The following is a 19,513-nucleotide window of genomic DNA, read 5'->3' as shown; positions in this document are numbered from 1 at the left end:
CTCATGATCGAATTCCTGCCCAATGCCCCTGATGATGCTTGGCTGTGGTTCGCCTGTGATTCCAACTATGACGGTAATGGTCAGTTGATCAAGTGGATGATCGAGCAGCCTACCTGCCCAGAAGCGGCGGCCTTGGCAATCTATTGGTATTCGGGAGCAGGGTTTTACGCTCAATATCAGACGCGGGAACAGGTGCCAGATCACAGCCGAGACCAATTTGATGTTCTGCAAAGCCTACAGCAGAGATTCTTGGGTGGGTTCTACCGCAAAACTGCTGTGGGGTTCGACCCCAGAAACGACCCTACGCCGATTGGCATCCTAGAAAGGCCCGGCTACGATTGGGTGGCCGGAGAACCTCACGCTGAATCTCTGCCTGCTGGTGTGAAGAACGCCTTAGCTGGAACTCAGTTTGGTGTGATGAATATGCCCGAAGGCTGGGTAGAAGGGATGCCCCTAGAGATCAACGCCGTAGTTGAGCAGGAATATGAAGACGAAGAATAAATCTGCATGCACTCAGGAGTTTTTATGACCACCATCCCCCAACCTAAAACCCAACCCCGCCAACCCATCCTCAAAACTCCGCTTCCCGGCCCCAAAACCGCCGCCATCATGGAGCGGGACAGCAAGCACCTGTCTACGTCCTACATGCGCCCTTACCCCTTCGTCCCCGATCATGGCGAGGGCGTCTGGCTGACCGATGTGGACGGCAACACCATGCTGGATTTCTTCGCGGGAATTGCCGTAAGCACCACCGGACACGCGCACCCGCATGTCGTGAAGGCTGTGCAGGAGCAAATCACCAAGTTTACCCACGTGTGCCTGACCGACTACCCGCAGGAAATTACAACCAGTTTGGCCGAACGCCTGATCGCGCACGTAGAAAAGCCGGGCGAGAAGTGGCGGGCCTTCTTTGGCAACAGCGGGGCGGAAGCAGTGGAAGCCGCCGTTAAACTGGCCCGCAACCACACCGGGCGCACGCACATCATTTCTACACTGGGCAGTTTTCACGGGCGCACCTACGGCGCAATTACGCTGACCGGCAGCAAAACCAATTACAAGCGCGGCTTCGGGCCACTGCTGCCGGGCGTGTCGCACGTGCCGTACCCCAACCCCTTCCGCCCACCGCTGGGCAGCGACGCCCAATGGTGTGGCGACGCCGTGCTGGATCACATCAAGCTGCTGTTTACCACCGTCATTCCTGCCGATGAAGTGGCCGCGATCATCATCGAGCCGATGCAGGGCGAAGGCGGCTACATCATTCCGCCGATGGGTTTCCTGAAGAAGCTGCGCGGCTTGTGTGACCAGCACGGCATTCTGCTTATTTTTGATGAAGTGCAGTCGGGCATGGGGCGCACCGGAAAAATGTTCAGCTTTCAGCAATTCGAGGAATACGGCGGCGTGCAGCCCGACATCATCACGATTGCCAAGGGGATCGCGTCGGGCATGCCCATCAGCGCCATGCTTGCCAAAGAAAGTGTGATGACGTGGCCGGTGGGATCGCACGGCAGCACCTTCGGCGGGAATCCGGTGGCCGCCGCCGCCGCCCACGCCACGCTAGACCTGCTGGAAGGCGTGGTCAAGCACCCCGGCTGCGGTTCCGACCTGATGACCAACGCCGCGCAGGTGGGCGACTACATTCTGAGCGAGCTTCGACAGATGCAGACCGAGTTCCCGTTTTTGGGCGACGTGCGCGGCAAGGGGCTGTTTATCGGCATGGAGTTTGTAAAGCCCGATGGTTCCCCAGATGGCAAACTGCGTGACGCGGCCAGCATGGCCATGTTCGAGCGCGGCCTACTGAACTTGGACTGCGGTGAATCGGTGATCCGCATCAGCCCGCCGCTGACGCTGACGCGCGAAGAGGCGGCAACGGGGTTGGAAATTATGCGGGCGGCTTTGCGGGGATTGGGCGGGTAAATTTTCATTTGAGTTGGAAAGTGAACCCCCCCGTTGCTGGCGCAACGCCCCCCCTTGAGGGGAGGACATAAGCTGTTGCGCTCCCCTTGAGGGGGGCTGGCTGCGAAGCAGACTGGGGGGTTTACACGCGGCTCAAATTTGACTTGGAAGGTGAACCCCCCCGTTGCTTTGCAACGCCCCCCTTGAGGGGAGGACAATTGCTGTTGTGCTCCCCTCGAAGGGGGCTGGCCGCAAAGCAGACTGGGGGGTTTCATTGAGGGCTTGGTCTGAATCAGATCCGGCTCTCAAACCTTTTTACTCTGCCCGTGTTACGCTGTGGTCAGAACGGCGCAAGCATTAGCCCCTCAATCTCGCCCCCCAAAAAGGAGGATTCCCCATGACCGCCATCCAGACTGAATCTCCCTCCGCACCTGCCTACGGCGACCCGGCCCGCACCGGGTACGCCGCTGAGGTGGTGGCGAATGCCTTTTTGGAACTGGCACGGGCAGAGGGCCGCACGCTGACGCAGATGCAGGTGAATAAACTGGTGTTTATCGCGCATGGGTGGGCATTGGCGCTGATGGGCCGCCCACTGACCTACAACACTTTTCATGCGTGGCAGCGCGGCCCGGTGGCCCCCCGGCTGTGGGAGCATTGGCGCACGCTGGGACGGCAGCCTATTCGTGAAACGTTGCCCGTGTCGGCAGCCGAACCCCGACTGGAAGACGACGCAGACGCGCTGAATTTGATTCGGGGCATCTGGGCTACGTATGGGCAAAAGAGCGGTGAGGAACTGTCGAACCTCACGCATCTGCAAGGCAGCCCTTGGGCGCGAACCTACGGCCTCTCCAACGACCTGATTCCCAACGAGATTACCCGTGAGTACTACGTGGATCTCCTGCGCGGCGCGTGACCTCAGAGCCGCCCAGCACCCAAACATCTGGCACGCAGACGCCCATTTCTCCCCCGCCCTCAACCCTCGTGCAAACCCTGCAAGGTGGCCTACACCGCGAAGAACAACGCACGCAGCAGCAGCGGCAATTGGATCTGGCCCGCCGTACCGAAGAATTCAACCAATTTCGTGCCCTGTACCGTTGGCGGCTATGGATTGGGAGCGCTGTGTTTCTGATTGCGGGAACGTGGTTGGTGGCCGACGTGGTGCTGACGCTGGCAGTAGGCTGGGGAACCTTGAAAGGCTCGCCCTTTAAATTGGAAAGCAGCGTGGTCATCGCCTTTTTGACGACCAGCACAGCAACGGTGATCGGTTTATTTTTGGTCTTCTTGCGCTGGCTGTATCCGCAGGGGCCAGAGCGCAGCACCCCAGAACGAACCGATGAACCGAAAGGGGCAGACCGGGCAGGCTGAGACGAAACTCAAACCAGTTCAGAGCATGTGGCGAGTCCGCCTTGAGGTGGCCCCCTCACCCCTTGCTTCGCAAGGCCCTCTCCCACAAGTGGAGAGGGAGAGTCTTTTCTGCTCCCTATCAAACGGCTTTTGGTTACCAACCTCTAGGCCCTGAACCCAAAGCGCATCGGCATCAATTCTTCTCCATCAGCACTTCATCCAACACCCGCCGCACTTCCGCCGCCTTCACCTCGTCACTGAATCTGTATTCGGCTAGCGTAATCAACGCCTTCCAGAGTGCCCAGCCTCGGCCCCTTGCCCAAGTTGCCCCATCCAGCGGCAGCCCAGCGCGGAAGGCTTGGCGGCTCTGGCCTTCAAACAGCGTCCACGCGATGCTGAGGTCACAGGCGGGATCGCCTACGCCCGCACAGCCGAAGTCGATGACGGCGCTGAGGCGTCCACCCTGCACCAACAGATTTCCGGCAGCCACGTCGCCGTGAAACCAAACAGGTGGGCTATGCCAACTGGCAGACAGAGCCATTTCCCAGACTTCTAGCGCGGCCTGTGCATCTATGTCGCTGCCCAAATCGGCGATAGCCTGCCGGGTTCCTCTGTCGTAGGTGGTCAGTGGCCCGCCCCGAAAGGCGCTGTGCACACCGGGCGGCGGGCCAGCAGAGGCGTCTATGCTTTGCAGGGCGACTAAAAACTTAGCTAGGGCCATTGCAAACGCGGTCAAATCGCTGGGAGGCCGTTGCAGCGCACTCTCCTCTTCCAGCCAGCCGTACACCGACCAAGGCCAAGGGTAGCCCTCGGCAGGCACACCCAATGCTATCGGTTCGGGGATGGGCAGCGGCAACAGCGAAGCCAACACGGGCAGCCAGCGGTGCTCCTTAGACACCTGCGGCGCGTACCCCTCGGCACTGGGCAAACGCACCAGCAGCTCTGACCCCAAATGGAAGGTTCGGTTGTCCCAGCCGCCCCACGCCACAGGCGTGACGGGCAGGTTGGCCCACTGCGGAAACTGGCCCGCAATAAGCCGCCGAACGAGAGTAGGGGTGATGTCTGGAGTGGGAACGGTCAAAGTGGGGCCAGTCTAAGGGTCTAAGAGTCGAGGGTCTAAGGGCGTGCGGCGGTGGGCTCCTAGCGGTAAAGCCAGCCGACGCCCGAACATTTCGGTTCAGTCCCATCCTGAAAATATCTGCGACAAACTCAAACCAACCTGCTTACACCCGCACGATGTACGCCGAATCGATCACGTCCAGATCGCGGATGGCCTGCAATTGCTCTTGGGTCAGGCCGTCATCGAGGGTCAGGGTAAACAGCGCCTCGCCGCCCTTCTGTGCGCGGCCCAGCGCCATGCCTGCAATGTTTACACCCCATGTGCCCAGCAGGTTGCTGAGTTTGGCGACTGCGCCGGGCTTGTCTTGGTTGCTGGCGATCAGGATAAAGCCCTGCGGTTCCAGTTCCACGCGGTAGTCCCGCAGGCGCGTCAGGCGGGGGCTGCGGCCAAAGACGGTGCCTCCCACCGTGCGGGTGCGCTCTTTTTCCTCGCCACCGCCGCTGAGAACCTTCACGATCACTTCGGTCTGGTAGTCGGGGCTATCGGCCACCTCGCGGATCGCCACGTTCAAGCCGCGTTCTTTGGCTAGGGCGCGGGCATTGATCATGTTGGGCAATTCGTCGGTGCTGCCGCTCAGGTAGCCCACCAACACCGCCGTCACCACCGGGGCCGGGTCTGCGGGGAATTCGCCCTGAAAGGTCACCTCTATGTCGTGTGCGCCAGGGAGCAGTTGCGCCAGAATCCGGCCCAGTTTGCCACCCAAGTCCAGATGCCCGCCCAGCAATTCCAGCGTTTTGGCGTCCAGCGCGGGGGCGTTCACGGCTCCCTTGCTCACGTCGCCTTGCAGCGCGGCCAGCACGCGGGCCACGATTTCCGCGCCCACCCGCTCCTGTGCTTCGCGGGTATTTGCGCCAAGGTGGGCGGTAATTCCCAAGTTGGGGGCAGAGAGGAAAATATGGTCAGCGGTGGGCGGCTCGTCTACGAACACGTCTACGCCCGCGCCGAACAAGTGGCCGGAATGCAGCGCGTCTACCAGCGCCTGCTCCTCGATAATGCCGCCGCGTGCCGCATTCACCACGATGGAATCGGGGGGCATCAGGGCCAGTTCGCGTGCCCCGATCATGCCCGTCGTCTCGTCGGTCAGGGGGGTATGCACAGTCAAGAAGTCCACTTGGGGCAGCAATTCATCCAGCGTAGCGGCCCGTTTCACACCCAAGCGCTCAAATTTGCTGTCTGGTACGTAGGGATCGAAGGCCACCACATTCAGGCGCAGGCCCTGTGCGCGGTCGGCCACGATGGAACCGATGCGCCCCAAGCCCACGATACCCAGCGTGCGGTCTTTGAGTTCCAGCCCCAAAAATTTGCGATCCCACACGCCTTGCCGGGTCTTGCTGTCGCTGCGGGTCAGGCCACGTGCGGCAGCCATCAAGTGCATAATCGCCAGTTCTGCGGCGCTCACATTGTTGCTTTCGGGCGCGTTCAGTACCAGCAGTCCGCGCAAGCTGGCGTAATCCAGATCGATGTTGTCTACACCCACGCCGCCGCGTCCGATCACTTTCAGGCGCGGGCCAGCGGCGTCGATCAGTTCGCGGTCGACTTTGGTACGGCTGCGGGTAATCAGCGCGTCGTATTCGGGCAAGCGGCGCAGGATTTCTTCACGCGGCATATTACCCTCGTAATCTAGCTCGAAGCCGTCATGCACGAGGTTTCCGGGGTTCATCTCGTCGCAGATCAGCACGCGCAGGGGCGTGGTAGGTACGGCAGGAGCAGTGGGCAGGGGCGCAGTCATAGTGTCAGGGTAAGCGTCCGGGCGAAGGCGTGCAGGCAGATGGCTAGGGCAAGGGTAGGTTTCTCTGCACTCGGCCCTCTCATGAAGTCTTCATGGGTGTGATGGGGGATAGATATATTTTTTAGGCGCGCCTAAACTTAGGCCCATGTCTGTGCCCCCGCCTGCTTCTGGCTCCACTGCCACTCCCCCGCCGCCCTCCACTTTAGACAGCCGCATGACTGCCCGCGCCACCGAGATTTTGAACAAGCGTGGCAATCGGCGCGGCGTGGCCCGCATCCTGCCGTTTATGGGGCCTGCCATCATCGCCTCTATCGCCTATATGGATCCGGGTAACTTTGCCACCAATATTCAGGGCGGAGCGCAGTTTGGCTACGGCCTGCTGTGGGTCATTTTGGTAGCCAACCTGATGGCGATGCTGATTCAGAACCTCAGCGCCAAACTGGGCATCGCCACCGGAAAAAACCTGCCCGAACTGATCCGCGAACGCTGGCCCCGCCCGCTGGTGTGGGCCTACTGGGTGCAGGCCGAAATCGTGGCGATGGCGACTGATTTGGCCGAATTTCTGGGCGCGGCATTGGCTATTCACCTGCTGACCGGGCTGCCGATGATCTGGGGCGCGGTTATTACGGGCATCATTACGTTTTGGCTGCTGACCCTGCAAAACAAGGGCTTTCGCCCGCTGGAAATTGCCATTGGCGGCTTTGTGCTGATTATTGGTGTGGCGTATTTAGTACAACTGCTGATCGCTCGCCCTGAACTGGCCGCGCTGGGCGGCTTTATCCCCAGTTTTCAGGGGCAGGCCAGCGTGTACTTGGCGGTGGGCATCATCGGCGCAACGGTCATGCCACACGTTATTTACCTGCATTCCGCGCTCACTCAGGGCCGCGTGCCTACCGCCAACGACGCCGAAAAGTTGCGTCTGTCCAAGCTGAACCGGATAGACGTCTTGGTGGGGCTGGGCTTCGCGGGCCTCATCAATATGAGCATGCTGGCCGTGGCCGCCGCCACCTTTTTTGGAAAGGGAATCGAGGACGCCGGAAACTTGGAGACCGCCTACCGCACGCTGACGCCTTTGCTGGGGCCAGCCGCCGCCATCGCCTTCGCCGTTGCCCTGCTTGCCAGCGGCATCAGCAGCAGCGCGGTGGGCACGATGGCGGGTCAGGTCATCATGCAAGGCTTCGTGACCTTCAGCATTCCGCTGTGGCTGCGGCGCACGATTACCATGATTCCGGCCTTCGCGGTCATTCTGGCCGGGCTGGACACCACCAGCGTCTTGGTGCTGTCTCAGGTCATCTTGAGTTTCGGCGTGCCCTTCGCGCTGGTGCCCTTGCTGATGTTTGCCGCCAACCGGGGCGTGATGGGCGTGTTGGTCAGTCGCCCGGTCATTACGGCGCTGGGCTGGTGCTTTGCGGCCATCATCATCGGCCTGAACGGGTATTTGCTGTGGGGGGCATTTACGGGGTGAGGGGGAAGGGCGTCTAAGGGTCTAAAGGTCTATGGTCTAAGGAGGGGCAATCGCTTCGCTCACTCACCCCCTCCCAACCTCCCCCCTCAAGGGTGAGGAGCTAACAGCCCAAGACCCTTGACCCTTAGACCCTTTCCCCACAAACGCCCTCACCACTCACACCTCCTCATCCTCCAGCACGGCCTGAATAGTATTCCGCGCAATCTCGGCAAACGCAGGATTGGTGTGAAGGTAATACGGCAGGGCGCTGAGGGCAATGACTAAGGCCAGCCCCCGCGCCCGCTGCCATGTGCCTTCGTCTACATTCAGGGCGTGCCGGAACACCTGCCGCGCTTCCGGCGGGAGAATGCTCCACGCGACATTGAAGTCGCTGGCCGGATCGCCTGCACCCAGCGAACCCATGTCTATGACGGCACTCAGCCGCCCATCCTGAATCAGCAGGTTGCCGGGCAGCAGATCGGCGTGAACCCACACGGCCTGCCCGTTCCACACCGGAGCTAGGAGTGCCCGCTGCCATGCCTGCGCTGCGGCCTGCACGTTGATCAGGCCATGCGACTGGGCCAAGCCTTCACGGGCGGCAGCATCCAAATCGGTAAGGGTTCTGCGCCCACGCTGAGAAGGCGGTGCGCCGTGCGTGTCCAGCGATTGCAGCGCGGCAATGAACGTCGCCAACTGGGCGGCAAAAGCGCGCGCGTCGGGCAACTGCCCCGGCAGCGGATTCTCTCCGTCTAGCCACGAATAAATAGACCAAGAGCTAGGGTAGTCGGCAGTCGGTTCGCCTCTGCCCAACGGCGCTGGAATCGGCACGGGTAGCAGCGGGGCCAAGCGGGGCAGCCACTCGTGCTCTTTATCCACTTCAGCTTCGTCCACGCCAATTCGGGGCAGGCGCACCACCATGTCATTCCCTAGGCGGTAGAGGGCATGCACCGTGCCGGGCGACAACACGCGGCGTAGCGGCAGGGCGGCCCACTGCGGAAATTGCCCCACCAGCAAGCGTTCCACCAGTACCCCGCTGATGTCAAATTCATTGGCGTGCAGCTTGGGAACGCTCATCGGGGGCAGTGTAGCGCCCGCCTTACTTCAGCACGCCCACAGCCTCTCCGGTCAGGCTCACGTCTTGGGCCAATGCCACAGCCAATTTGCCCCGGTACGCTTTGGCACTGACTTCGTGTACGCCGAGGCGGGCCAGATGCGAGTTCTGAATCTGAGCATCAAACAGAGAAAAGCCCTGCTTGCGCAGATGCGCCGCCAACTGCACCAACGCGACTTTGCTGGCATTGGTGACACGGTGAAACTTGCTTTCGGCAATGAATGCGCCGCCTAGGGCCAAGCCCAAGATGCCGCCCGCCAGTTCGCCGCCCTGCCAGACCTCGAAAGAATGGGCCAGCCCGGTGGCGTGCAAGTGGCTGTACAGGTCGGCCAATTCCTCGCTGATCCACTCGCCGTCGCGGGGGGGCGCACCGGGCAACACGCCCCGGCAGCCCTGCACCACATCGTCGAAGGCGGTGTCTATGCGGACTTCAAAGCGCCCCAATTCGCGCCTCAGCCGCCGCGCGATGTGCAGGCCTTCTTCTTCGGTCAGCGGTACCAATGCCCGCGTAGACACCGTATACCACTGCAAGCCGTCGCCGTTGTCCATCAGGAATGCGCCGCCCGCATACTCCCGCGCCACCTCGCGGGTGATGGGGTCGGAGTGGCGCAGGAAGGGGTCAGCGGTGGGCATAGGGGAAAAGACAGGGCGGGAGTTGTGGATCGTAGAAAAAGCAGGAGAAGGACATCAAGTTATCCTGAATCTACCTGATGTTGGCCCCGATCACCGCCCCTTTCACGCTTAAGCCTTGTACAACACCGCCTGCGTACACCGGAACAGCGCCATCACTTTGCCGTTGGGTGAGCGCACTTCGGCGTCCCAAACTTGCGTGGTGCGCCCAGCATGGACGCTGCGGGCCTCGCAAGTCAGGGTGCCTTCGCGGGCCGTGCCAAGGTGGTTGCTTTTCAGTTCGATGGTGGTAAAACCTGTGGCCGTTTCGGGCAATAACAGCCGCGTGCCGTAGCCGCAAGTGGTATCGGCCAGCGCAATGACGGTAGCGGCGTGAAGAAACCCGTTGGGGGCCAACAGTTCGCGGCGCAAGGTGAGTTCGGAACGCATCAGGCCCGCCTCGGCGTGTGTGAAGCGGATGCCGATCAGTCCGGGCAACATGCCTTCGCCTTGCGCGTCAAGTTCCTGAATGGTGGGGAGCGGGCGGGTGGAGGGAGTGGACATGGGGCCAAGGGTAGCGTGACTGGGCGGGGGTAGGGGGCTGAGGCTGTTGGAGCTTGGTCTAAGGGTCTGAGGGAGGGCAATCGCGTTGCTCATTCACCCCCTCCCAGCCTCCCCCCTCAAGGGTGAGGAGCTAAACCCACGACACCGCCACCTCACAACGTTCCTGTCCGAATGCGTGTGAGGCCGTCGTCCACGCAGTGGGCGGGCCAATTCCATCTCAGAATGAACTGGCAATTCCGCTTCAGATGAACGATTCAGCCGACTTAAAACGCGACAAGATCAATCCTCCCGAGCGGAGCGACCAACTCCCCTGACCCCTTTGGGGGCGGGGGCTGGGGGGTGGGGGAGTCCAACGTGGGACAAGCCCTGACATCCTCAATCAAATCAATCTCAGTGCCTAGGCCCAGCCGACTCCTCCCCCGCCCACATCCGCTGCCGCTTCAACGCCATCCGCAACCCCGGCTCGCGCCCCTCCATACCCCCGCCCGCGCCAAAGTACGAACGCAACAGCCTCAACCAATCGCCGGGTTTCCCCTCACGGGCCGCAATGGGATTCATGATTTCGATACCTGCCAAGAGTTCTTCAGAAGCGGCGGGGCGGTAAGCGTCGGTGTGAATGACGAGTTCGCGGGGCAGGCGTGGGCGGTGCGGAGCTTCTTCGGCGGGCGTGCCGATGGTCAGGGCGGCAAAGGGCAGCACTCCGGCAGGCAGCGCCAGCACATCTATCAGGCCGTCCAGCCCGTTCATGACGCCGCCGATCCAGCAGCCCTGATAACCCAAGAGTTCGGCGGCCAACAGCAAGTTTTGGCCCGCCAGCACCGCGTCGCCAATGCCAAAATGCACGGCGATGGCGGGAAAGTCTCCCCCGGTGTGGCCGCCCACTTCCAAGAGCCGCGAGACCCGGTGGACGTCGGCGCAGACTACGAACGCCTCGGAAGCAGTGGCAATGTGCGCGTTGGTGGTCAGGGCGGCCACCGCCTGCCGCGCCACTGGGCTGGTCAGCCGAATCAGCGAATACAGTTGCGCGGTGGCGTCGGTGGGCGCACGCTGCGCGGCGTGCAGGATGACCTCTAGGTGTTCGGGCGGCAAAGGCAGCGGCGAGCCGTTTTCTTGCGTGCGGTACTGCCGAACAGTGCGATGGGCGTCAAAAAAGGCGCGAACTTCATCGGGGGTGCGGGGGAGCATGGCAGGAGTCTAGAGGGTGAATCGTGGAGTGAACAGTTTGGGTTGATAGGCAATGCCAAGGGCGTGGTTTTTCTTGTGGCTAGCCCAGAACACCGCCGCCAATTCCGTGTGAGGCCGTCATCCGCGCAGCGGGTGAGCCAATTCCAGCTTAAAGACGACTGGCAATTCCGCTTCAGATGAACGAGCAAGCCGAGTCTGAATACGACAAGATCAATCCTCCTCAGCGGACTCGCAGAGCTGCGAAGCAGAGCGACAAACTCCCCTGCACCCTTTGGGGGCTGGGGTGTGGGGGAAGCCAACGTGGGACAAGCCCAAAAAACCGCCCTTCCCCCCGCAGACGCCCCCGCCCTAGTCCTCTTCCCCATCCTCCAACGGAGCAAACAGACGGTCTAAGTCCTGCGTCGTCAATTGCGTGGCGTCACTTAAACCGCCATCTAGAATCCCGCGTGCCAGCGCCGCTTTCCGGGCCTGCAAATCCAGAATCTTTTCTTCAACACTGCCCGCTGCAATCAGCTTGTACACGAAGACGGGCTTGTCTTGCCCAATCCGGTAAGCCCGGTCGGTGGCCTGATCCTCGGCGGCGGGATTCCACCACGGATCGTAATGAATAACGGTATCGGCGGCGGTGAGGTTCAGGCCCACGCCACCCGCTTTGAGCGTAATCAGGAAGACGTGCGTTTCTCCCGACTGGAAGGCGTCGATCTGCTCCTGACGCTTCTGCGTTTGCCCCGTGATCTTGGAATACGGAATGTTGCGGGCCTTGAGGGTGTCTTCCAAGTGACCCAACAACGTCGCAAACCCGCTGAAAATCAGGACGCGGCGGCCCTCTTCAATCATTTGCGGCAAGTTGGATTCCAGCCAGTCCAGCTTGGCGTTGCCCTTCACCTTGCGGGCGGCGTCCAATTTCACGAGGCGCGGATCGGTGACGGCCTGCCGGAGTTTGAGGAGAGCGTCCAGAATGGCGATGGTAGACCGCGCCAGCCCCCGCGCCTGCAACTCTTCGCGCACGCGGCTTTCCATCGTCACGCGCACGGTTTCGTAGAGGTCGCGCTGATCGCCGTCCAGTGTCACGCGCACCGGAATCTCGGTTTTGGGCGGCAACTCGCGGGCCACATCCCGCTTTTCGCGGCGCAGGATAAACGGGCGCACGCGGGCAGCAAGGGCGGCGCGGCGGTGCGGGTCGCCCTTCTTTTCTATGGGCGTGCGGTACAACTCGCGGAAGGTGCGCTCATCGTGCAGCAGCCCCGGCGCGAGGAAATTGAACTGTGACCACAACTCGCCCAGATGGTTTTCCAGCGGCGTTCCGGTGAGGCACAGGCGGTGGCGGGCGTCCAGACTTCCGGCGGCTTTGGCGGCAGCCGTCTTGCTGTTTTTGATGTTCTGGGCCTCATCCAAAATCAGCATGTGGAAGGCGTGCCCACTGAGGAGTTCCACGTCGCGGGGCAGCAACGGGTAGGTGGTCAGGATCAGGTCGGCGTCGGGAATGCGGCCAAATTCGCTGCGGCGGTCTTTGCCATGCAGGGTCAGCACGCGCAGGCTGGGGGCAAAGCGGGCGGCCTCGGCCTGCCAGTTGCCGATCACGCTGGTGGGGGCCACCACCATGCTGGGGCGGTCTGCACGGCCCGCCGCCTTTTCGGTCAGCAGGTGGGCGAGGGTCATCACCGTTTTGCCCAGCCCCATGTCGTCGGCCAAAATGCCGCCCAGTTCGTACTCGCGCAGGAATTGCAGCCACGCCAAGCCCTGCAACTGGTACGGGCGCAACTCGGCATTCAGGGTCACGGGCGGCTGGACGGGCTGAATGCCGCCAAAGTCTCGCAGCTTGCGCCCCAATTCCAGCAGGCGTTCCGCGCCCACCCAGCGGGCCTGCACCGCACCTTCCAGTTGGGCCAATCGGGCGGCGTCCAGCAGCGGAAGGCGCAGGGGGCCATCGGGAATATCGCGCAAGTTCAGTTCTACCAGCACGCTCAGGATGGCCCGCACCCGTCCGGCAGGCAGGGCCACGCGGCGGCCATCGCCCAGCGCGGCGTAAATGGTTTCCTCGTCCTTCAATTCATTCAGAGCTTCGGGGGTAAACAGGTCAGGTTGGCGGGCGATCAGGTCGGCTAGGACGGGAATCAGGCTCACGCGCTCGCCGTCTACGACGATGCCCAAATCCAGCGTGAACCAGCCGTTGCCGCCGCCTTCCTCGGTTTCGCCGTACCAATCGCTGATTTCGGCCACCGCCAGCGGAAAATCGGGGTGAATATGGATGGTAAAGCCCCGCGCTTCGAGGTCGGTGCGGCCCCCGCGCATAAATTCCAGCCAAGATTCATCGTCGCCTAAAGTCAGCAACTCGCGCAGTTCCCTCGGCACGGCATAGTCTTCGCCATACACGTCCTGCATGGTGGCAAAGCCCGCGCGGGACAGGGCGCGGGTGGCCTGCTTCTCGGCAGCGGGGTCACGGGGCACACGGGTCAGGATGCCGTCGCGGTACACGGTGGGCACGGGCAGCGTAGACACGTCGCGCCCTGCACCCGCACCCGCATCGCGGCCCCGGTTGGCCGCCGACACCACCGGCTCCTGCGGAATAGGCAAACCGCCATACGCGGGGCGCAACTCGGCCAGCGGGAAGGTTTCGGTTTTCATGACCATCGTCCAGCGCTCGTAGGTGGGACTGGTCACGGTGCGGCCCATCAGGTGCAGTTGAGGCGTGAAGGGCAAGCGTTCCTCGCGCACCTGCACGGTTTGGGGCACGGGCAAGGGCGCACCCGCCGCCGTAATCGCGTGGGCCAAGGCTGCGGCCTGCGCGGGCGACACGGTGGGGCCAGCCAAGAAACGGGCCACCTGTTCGGGCGCGGTGTGGGTGGTCACGCGCACCAGTTGGGACTCGGTGGGGCGCACCAGCCAAGGCCGGGGCAAGGGCAACACCACGCCGCCCGCTGTACTGCCCTCGACTGTCAGGGTCGGAAACTGCATCCCGCGTTCGTCGGTGGCCCACCCCGGCATACCCTGCACCGACTCGCCCCGGTGCAGCGCGGCGTCGGCGGTTTCCCAGCACAGGCGGCCCGAATCCAGCATCAGCTCAATCAGCAGGTCGGTGGCCGGGTGGTCGCCCAGCGCGTGCAGGGTTTCGTCCCAGCGGCCCGGCAGGTGGGCAGCGGTAGCAGCCACTTCCAGCAGGCGCAGCAAATCGGCGTCGCGGCGGGCAAAGGCCGGAGCTGCCGACAGGTTACGCGGCAAACCGTAATGCTCGGCAGACCGCGCCTCGGCCACGTCGCCGCGCACGGGCACACGCATCACGCCCACCGCCACGCGCCGAATGCTGCCGGGGCCACCCTGAGAAGTCACGGGCATAATCCGCAGCACGTAGCGCAACTCGTATTGCCGCCCGCGCCCACCCGACTTCTTTTCATCAAAACTGGAGAGCCACTGTTGGGCGCGGGCATCCAGCGCTTCTACAGCGGGTGGGCTGGCTGCCCCTGCCTGACCCGCATCCGGGCCACTCCCTGTAACTACAGCAGATTTCAGCGCGGGGCGGGGCGAATCGGGCGCGTCGGCAGACAGCACCAGCGCCGCTACATGACGGCAGCGGTAGCGCCCGCAGGTGCAGCCCGTAGAGCGCAGCACCGGATCGGGCGGCGGCGTCAGTTCGGCCATCGCGTGGTAATCGGTGCCGCCGTCGCGCACAGTCGCGGTGGCCCGCCAGCCTGCATCCGTCCACTCGCGCACCACGTCCGACACGGCTTCTTGGCGCAGCGCCAAGGCCTGCGCCGCCGTATCCAGCCCAAAGCCGGGCGGCAAACGACTGAGCTTCACAGCGTCCCCCCAACCAGCAAGGGGCGCTCTAGACGGCAGGCAGCAAGAACAAACACATCCTGAAGTCTAGCGCAGACTGCGATTGAAACTGCTTGACTTGATTCCTTTTGGGGGAGTTGGGGTGTGGGCTATGGGTGAACCCTCCCGTTGCTCCGCAACGCCCTCCCTTAGAGGTGGGGACAACTGCAGTTGCGCTCCCCTTGAGGGGGGCTGGCTGCGAAGCAGACTGGGGGGTTTACACGCCATCGTTATTCTGAGTTGGAAGGTGAACCCCCCCGTTGCTGGCGCAACGCCCCCCCTTGAGGGGAGGACTAGAGATTTTGCGCTCCCCTTAAGGGGGGCTGGATGCGAAGCAGACTGGGGGGCTTACACGCCAACGTCATTCTGAGTTGGAAGGCGAACCCCCCGTTGCTGGCGCAACGCCCCCCTTAAAGGTGGGGACAACGGCTTTGCTGCACCTTAATCGGACGTTGCTCAAGGCCCAAGCCTTCCTCTCCCAGCCCTGCTTCGTAACCCAAGCGGCAACTTTTCACACCTTGGGCGCGTACTTTAGAGAATATGCCGGACATCAACGCTGCCACGATTTTCACTGTTGCCCGCACCGGCTCCCGTGTGGTGCGGTACTTAATTCGTCCTGCACAGCGTTTGCCCAACAGTTCCATCAGTCTGATGAAGGGCGGGCGTGATCCGTGGTTGCCTGCACCCACCGGGTCTGCCGCCGATACGGCCAGCCGTGCCAGACGCGCTGGAAGCCGAGTTCGGCGAATGTTGGGACTGGTGGCCCTACTGATTCTAGGCTTGCTGGGAGCCTTGCTGATTGGGCCTTTGCTGCTGCTGCTCGGCATCGGCACGGCGTCGGGCAGCGACGTAGCCGGAATCTTGCTGGCCCTTACGTTGGCGGTGGCGGCGTTCGGCACGTACTGGACGGCCCGCCGCGCCCGCCAGATTCTTCATGCGCCAGAAGACACCCTGCCGCCCACCACACTCGATATGGCCGGAGCCGCCGCCCACGACGAGGCCGCGCTGCTGGCAACCCTGCGCCTGCACGAGCGCACGCTGCCTGCCCCGGCCCGCGCCGCGCTGCACGCCACCGCCATCGCCACCCGCGACGCCCTGCGCGTCACGGCCCACGATCAGGCGCTGGGCCGCGACACCTACGACGCCCAACAAGCCGCCCGCCGCGACCTGCCCGACCTGCTCAGCACCTACCGCGCCGCGCCACCCACCGCCGCCGCCGACCTAGAACTGCTGATGCAACTGGGCCACATCGAGCGCCGAATGCGGGCCGTGAGTACCGAGCGGGCCGGACAAGGCCAGCGCAAATTGGAAGCACACGGGCGCTACCTGAAAGACAAATACAGCCTCAGCGAAGACCTTAAGGAACCGAAGTAGGCCAAAGTTTATCTGGTTATCTGGAAATGAACCGAGCCAAGACCGAAAAAGGACAACGGACTTAGTCGCTCAGAGTGGCTGCTCTACTCCGGTACAGCTTCCGAATGAGGGTCAGCTTCAGGCTTGATCTAGGCATGCTGTTGGCAGGGGTACGGTCTGGCGGGCTGCGGAGCCTCAGGATGAAGTGTGATGTTTTTCTCTGGGCGTGCCCCCCTCCTTCTGACCGCTTCTCTGCTGTTGGGCGGGGTGGGTTTAGCGCAGGCCCAAGCTCTTGCTACCCCGTCCGGAGCCGCACTGGACAGCATTCCTGTTGTTCGGGTGGTGCGAACGGGTGAGGTGGTGCCGGGTACGCCCGCCGACCTGAACGCCAGCATTACCGTGCGGTACGGGCCAGCCAAGCCGAATGCGGTGCTGCTGCTGATGCCGGGATTCTTGGGCGGTGCGGGCAGTTTTGACCGACTGGCGCGGCAAATCGTGGCGCTTGATGGGGGGGTGGCGGTGTGGGCCGTAGACCGCCGCTCCAACTTGCTGGAAGCGGGCGCGGCTATTGCCAACGCCAACCCCGCCGAACTTGTCCGCATCGTGCAGCAGGGCCTTCCGGCGCGGCCCACTCCTAGTTTGACCTTTATGAAGAATTGGGGACTAGATACTACCCTGCGCGATTGGCGCGAAGCCGTGCGCGAGGCCCGCACGTTGACGCCAAATGTGTTTATCGGCGGGCACTCGCTAGGCGGCACATTGACTAGCCTGTATGCCGGATACGATTTCGGCAATGCCCCGTTTGGCGCGGCTCCTACGCCCGACGACCAGATCGGCTTTAAGGGCGTGCGCGGCCTGCTGATGCTGGACGGCGCACCGGGCAACACCACTTCTGACCCGATTTCTTGGGATCAGTATCAGAACGGCAGTGTGGGGCGGCTGGGCTACGTTCCCGGCGTGAACCGCTTAGATCAGATTCCCTATGTCAACAGCGTGGTTTTTAATCCAACCTTTGCCAGCCGCGCCGCTGCTCAGGCCCGCCTTGCGGCTACCGCGCCCGATGCATTGGCTCCGGCAGGAGGCTTGGTGTCTTATCCGGCCACCAACCTCGCGGCGGGCCTGTCTCAACTGGAGCGGCAATATTCGCTACTGCCCTTCCTGACCCTGCGAACCGGGCAGGCCACCAACGCGAGCGCCATTCCCAATCCGTTGCCGCGCCTGTTGGGGGCTACAGAAAACAGCCAATTCGTGCTGGGGCCAGCCAACCAAAGCCAGCCCGTAGGGTGGAAGACAGACGCCGACGCCGCCACCGACCCGCTAGATTTTGTGGGGCGGTTCTGGAATCCGGTCAGCGATTACGCCGAATGGTACTTTCCCATGCGCCTGAGCGTGGATGTGGGCGCGGCGCAACTGGACACGGTGGGCACGCCGTTTGCAACCACTTTGCGCGTTTGGCACACCCGCGCCGTGTCTACCCCGATTCTGGGCATCTCTGCCCAATACGGTATTACCACCGAAAACGACTACCGCCGCTTTGCCGCCTTTACCCGCGCCACCGTGACCACCCACACGCTGCCGGGGGCCAGTCATCTGGATATTACCGTTGCCAAAAGCGATCAGGTGGCCCGCTGGACGCTGGAATGGCTGCGCGGAATTACGGGGCCAGCAATCACGCAGACGGCGCAGACTCCAAACCCCTGATACGCAACTCTGTATTTAATTTCGCTTGGCAACAGTTTTGAGTCGGAAGGTGAACCCCCCCGTTGCTGGCGCAACACCCCCCCTTAGAGGTGGGGACACAAGCTCTTTCGCTCCCCTTGAGGGGGGCTGGCTGCGAACTGGTACAGCTCCGTAGGAGAGCAGACTGGGGCGGGTTACACGTAATCGTCAACCCTCAACGCTTATCGAACTTAGCAGTTATTGGATGTCGCTCTGAGCCGACAGTTCCGGCAACCCCTTCGCCGCTTCCATCAACACCGCTGCGCTGCGTTCCAGTGCAGCCTTCTCCCCTTCCGACAGATCGGGCGTGAGGGTGGCCCCGATGCCGCCCGCGCCCACCACACGCGGCAGGCTGAGGCACGGGCCATACGGCGACGGCCCGCTGACGGTGAGGACGGCGCGGCGATCTCTCAGCACCGCTTCGGCGATCAGGGCCAACGCCGCGCCTACGCCGTAGTTGGTGGCGTGCTTCCCGGCAATAATTTGGGCCGCCGCCCCGCGAGTGCCGTCTTCTATCTCCTGTTTTACGGCGTCGGTCAGGTCAAGCACCTGCGCCAGAGGCACGCCGCCCACGCTGGCACTGCTCCAGCCCAACACCTCGGAGTCGCCGTGTTCGCCCAGCACCGAGGCGTGAACATGCTGCGGGGCCACGCCCACTTTTGCGGCGATCAGGGCACGAAAGCGGGCGCTGTCCAGCACCGTGCCTGACCCAATGACAGGCTGATTCGGCGCGAGTGTGGCGGTCAGGGCCGTCATGAGGTCAACCGGATTGGTGGCTACCAGCAACACCGCATGGGGCGCGGCCTGTGCAATTTGTGGCACCATCTCGCGGAAAATATCGGCGTTGCGCTTCAGCAGACTCAGGCGGTCTTCGCCGGGCTTCTGGTTCGCGCCCGCTGTGAGTATGACGACGCTGGCCCCGGCCAATGCCTCAAAACCGCCACTGCTGACCCGCACCGGATGAGAGACGGGCGTGGCATGCGAGATGTCCTGCGCTTCGGCCTGTGCCCGCGCCGCGTCCTTGTCTACCAATACCAGTTCGGTGCAACTACCCCGCAGCACCAGCGCAAATCCCGCCGCGCTGCCCACCATACCCGCCCCAACCATGCCCACTTTTGTCATGCGGCTAGCGTAGGGGAACAGGTGAGGGCGGAATGTCAGGATGAAGGAACGGGTGGGAGTGGGAAGAAAAAAGCCCCCGCACTGTGCAGGGACAATCGCTTCAGAATTAAACGGTCTTAAAAATGCAGAAGGTGATCTTCCGGCAAACAAAGATCGCACAGCAACTTCCCATTGTACGTCGTTCCTACATTGAGCAATGTGTATTCTGGGTAGAGCTTCTCGTTTCTATCTGAAGTCCAGACACCACATTTGGCGCATCTATCAGATGTTTGTGTAGGTAGTTTGCCAAATCCGGCTGAAATAGACTCGACATTCGGCCCATTGGATTCCAAAAGATCGTCAATTTCTTTAAGCAGTTTGCTGACAAGAGGAGACATGCCAGAATCTTCGTCTTCAGGATCAGGGTCAGTGACAACGAATGTGATGGTGATGAGTTGCGGTGATGGAATGTCAGTCATATTTGAAGGGATTATGCGGCCCTCTCCGACTATAAATGCGAGTATTTTT

16 protein-coding genes are annotated in these 19,513 nt (G+C 62.4%); 7 read left to right on the top strand and 9 right to left on the bottom strand.

Annotated elements, in window-relative coordinates; genetic code table 11:
• Window positions 1-3 precede the first annotated feature (3 nt).
• From E7T06_RS03165 to E7T06_RS03150, 4 genes are all read left to right on the top strand, one after another.
• Window positions 4-501 carry a DUF4274 domain-containing protein gene (locus tag E7T06_RS03165; protein ID WP_168733345.1) on the top strand — a complete coding sequence of 166 codons (498 nt, stop codon included), beginning with the start codon at window positions 4-6 and terminating at the stop codon, window positions 499-501.
• A gap of 24 nt (window positions 502-525) precedes the next feature.
• Window positions 526-1,914 carry an acetyl ornithine aminotransferase family protein gene (locus E7T06_RS03160; protein ID WP_168733344.1) on the top strand — a complete coding sequence of 463 codons (1,389 nt, stop codon included), beginning with the start codon at window positions 526-528 and terminating at the stop codon, window positions 1,912-1,914.
• Window positions 1,915-2,290: 376 nt separating this feature from the next.
• Complete coding sequence (locus E7T06_RS03155) at window positions 2,291-2,806, top strand: type II toxin-antitoxin system antitoxin SocA domain-containing protein (protein WP_136364401.1); 516 nt, start codon at window positions 2,291-2,293, stop codon at window positions 2,804-2,806.
• A complete protein-coding gene (locus E7T06_RS03150; RefSeq protein ID WP_240740819.1) occupies window positions 2,803-3,258 on the top strand; it encodes a hypothetical protein in 456 nt (151 codons plus the stop codon). Before E7T06_RS03155 ends, E7T06_RS03150 begins: the two co-directional genes overlap by 4 nt.
• 172 nt (window positions 3,259-3,430) lie before the next feature.
• Here E7T06_RS03150 and E7T06_RS03145 read toward each other — a convergent pair whose 3' ends face one another.
• Window positions 3,431-4,318, bottom strand: coding sequence for an aminoglycoside phosphotransferase family protein (locus tag E7T06_RS03145; protein WP_136364400.1), 888 nt, complete (start codon window positions 4,316-4,318; stop codon window positions 3,431-3,433).
• Between the two features lie 142 nt (window positions 4,319-4,460).
• Window positions 4,461-6,086, bottom strand: a complete 1,626-nt coding sequence (gene serA, locus E7T06_RS03140; protein WP_136364399.1) for a phosphoglycerate dehydrogenase — start codon at window positions 6,084-6,086, stop codon at window positions 4,461-4,463.
• A gap of 214 nt (window positions 6,087-6,300) precedes the next feature.
• Between serA and E7T06_RS03135 the strand changes: the two genes are divergently transcribed.
• Window positions 6,301-7,551, top strand: a complete 1,251-nt coding sequence (locus tag E7T06_RS03135; RefSeq protein WP_136364467.1) for an Nramp family divalent metal transporter — start codon at window positions 6,301-6,303, stop codon at window positions 7,549-7,551.
• Window positions 7,552-7,707: 156 nt separating this feature from the next.
• On the opposite strand, the gene E7T06_RS03130 is transcribed toward E7T06_RS03135, so the two are convergent.
• From E7T06_RS03130 to E7T06_RS03110, 5 genes are all read right to left on the bottom strand, one after another.
• Complete coding sequence (locus E7T06_RS03130) at window positions 7,708-8,604, bottom strand: aminoglycoside phosphotransferase family protein (protein ID WP_136364398.1); 897 nt, start codon at window positions 8,602-8,604, stop codon at window positions 7,708-7,710.
• A 22-nt stretch (window positions 8,605-8,626) separates the two neighbouring features.
• Window positions 8,627-9,274, bottom strand: a complete 648-nt coding sequence (gene aat, locus E7T06_RS03125) for a leucyl/phenylalanyl-tRNA--protein transferase (RefSeq protein WP_136364397.1) — start codon at window positions 9,272-9,274, stop codon at window positions 8,627-8,629.
• Window positions 9,275-9,382: 108 nt separating this feature from the next.
• Window positions 9,383-9,814 carry a PaaI family thioesterase gene (locus E7T06_RS03120; protein WP_168733343.1) on the bottom strand — a complete coding sequence of 144 codons (432 nt, stop codon included), beginning with the start codon at window positions 9,812-9,814 and terminating at the stop codon, window positions 9,383-9,385.
• 390 nt (window positions 9,815-10,204) lie between these two features.
• The gene (locus E7T06_RS03115; protein ID WP_136364396.1) at window positions 10,205-10,999 is read right to left on the bottom strand and encodes a nitroreductase family protein; all 795 of its coding nucleotides are present in this window, start codon (window positions 10,997-10,999) and stop codon (window positions 10,205-10,207) included.
• Window positions 11,000-11,347: 348 nt separating this feature from the next.
• Window positions 11,348-14,794 carry a DEAD/DEAH box helicase gene (locus E7T06_RS03110; protein WP_136364395.1) on the bottom strand — a complete coding sequence of 1,149 codons (3,447 nt, stop codon included), beginning with the start codon at window positions 14,792-14,794 and terminating at the stop codon, window positions 11,348-11,350.
• Between the two features lie 558 nt (window positions 14,795-15,352).
• On the opposite strand from E7T06_RS03110, the gene E7T06_RS03105 reads away from it, so the two are divergent.
• A complete protein-coding gene (locus tag E7T06_RS03105) occupies window positions 15,353-16,186 on the top strand; it encodes a hypothetical protein (protein WP_136364394.1) in 834 nt (277 codons plus the stop codon).
• A gap of 189 nt (window positions 16,187-16,375) precedes the next feature.
• Entirely contained in the window at window positions 16,376-17,866 is a 1,491-nt protein-coding gene (locus E7T06_RS03100; RefSeq protein WP_136364393.1) for an alpha/beta fold hydrolase, read from the top strand.
• Between the two features lie 216 nt (window positions 17,867-18,082).
• Here the strand turns inward: E7T06_RS03100 and E7T06_RS03095 are convergent, their stop codons facing one another.
• Window positions 18,083-19,006 carry an L-lactate dehydrogenase gene (locus E7T06_RS03095; RefSeq protein WP_136364392.1) on the bottom strand — a complete coding sequence of 308 codons (924 nt, stop codon included), beginning with the start codon at window positions 19,004-19,006 and terminating at the stop codon, window positions 18,083-18,085.
• Between the two features lie 116 nt (window positions 19,007-19,122).
• Entirely contained in the window at window positions 19,123-19,464 is a 342-nt protein-coding gene (locus E7T06_RS03090; protein WP_136364391.1) for a hypothetical protein, read from the bottom strand.
• Window positions 19,465-19,513 lie beyond the last annotated feature (49 nt).

This window comes from Deinococcus sp. Arct2-2 (genome assembly GCF_004801315.1).
Classification (GTDB): Bacteria; Deinococcota; Deinococci; order Deinococcales; family Deinococcaceae; genus Deinococcus.
This window is presented reverse-complemented; position numbering and strand designations above follow the sequence as displayed.

Coding starts and splice junctions, on each gene's coding strand:
- E7T06_RS03135 (WP_136364467.1), top strand. CDS start 6,301: ATGACTGCCCGCGCCACCGAGATTTTGAACAAGCGTGGCAATCGGCGC.
- E7T06_RS03160 (WP_168733344.1), top strand. CDS start 526: ATGACCACCATCCCCCAACCTAAAACCCAACCCCGCCAACCCATCCTC.
- E7T06_RS03165 (WP_168733345.1), top strand. CDS start 4: ATGATCGAATTCCTGCCCAATGCCCCTGATGATGCTTGGCTGTGGTTC.
- E7T06_RS03100 (WP_136364393.1), top strand. CDS start 16,376: ATGTTTTTCTCTGGGCGTGCCCCCCTCCTTCTGACCGCTTCTCTGCTG.
- E7T06_RS03095 (WP_136364392.1), bottom strand. CDS start 19,006: ATGACAAAAGTGGGCATGGTTGGGGCGGGTATGGTGGGCAGCGCGGCG.
- E7T06_RS03130 (WP_136364398.1), bottom strand. CDS start 8,604: ATGAGCGTTCCCAAGCTGCACGCCAATGAATTTGACATCAGCGGGGTA.
- E7T06_RS03105 (WP_136364394.1), top strand. CDS start 15,353: ATGCCGGACATCAACGCTGCCACGATTTTCACTGTTGCCCGCACCGGC.
- E7T06_RS03155 (WP_136364401.1), top strand. CDS start 2,291: ATGACCGCCATCCAGACTGAATCTCCCTCCGCACCTGCCTACGGCGAC.
- aat (WP_136364397.1), bottom strand. CDS start 9,274: ATGCCCACCGCTGACCCCTTCCTGCGCCACTCCGACCCCATCACCCGC.
- serA (WP_136364399.1), bottom strand. CDS start 6,086: ATGACTGCGCCCCTGCCCACTGCTCCTGCCGTACCTACCACGCCCCTG.
- E7T06_RS03120 (WP_168733343.1), bottom strand. CDS start 9,814: ATGTCCACTCCCTCCACCCGCCCGCTCCCCACCATTCAGGAACTTGAC.
- E7T06_RS03090 (WP_136364391.1), bottom strand. CDS start 19,464: ATGACTGACATTCCATCACCGCAACTCATCACCATCACATTCGTTGTC.
- E7T06_RS03115 (WP_136364396.1), bottom strand. CDS start 10,999: ATGCTCCCCCGCACCCCCGATGAAGTTCGCGCCTTTTTTGACGCCCAT.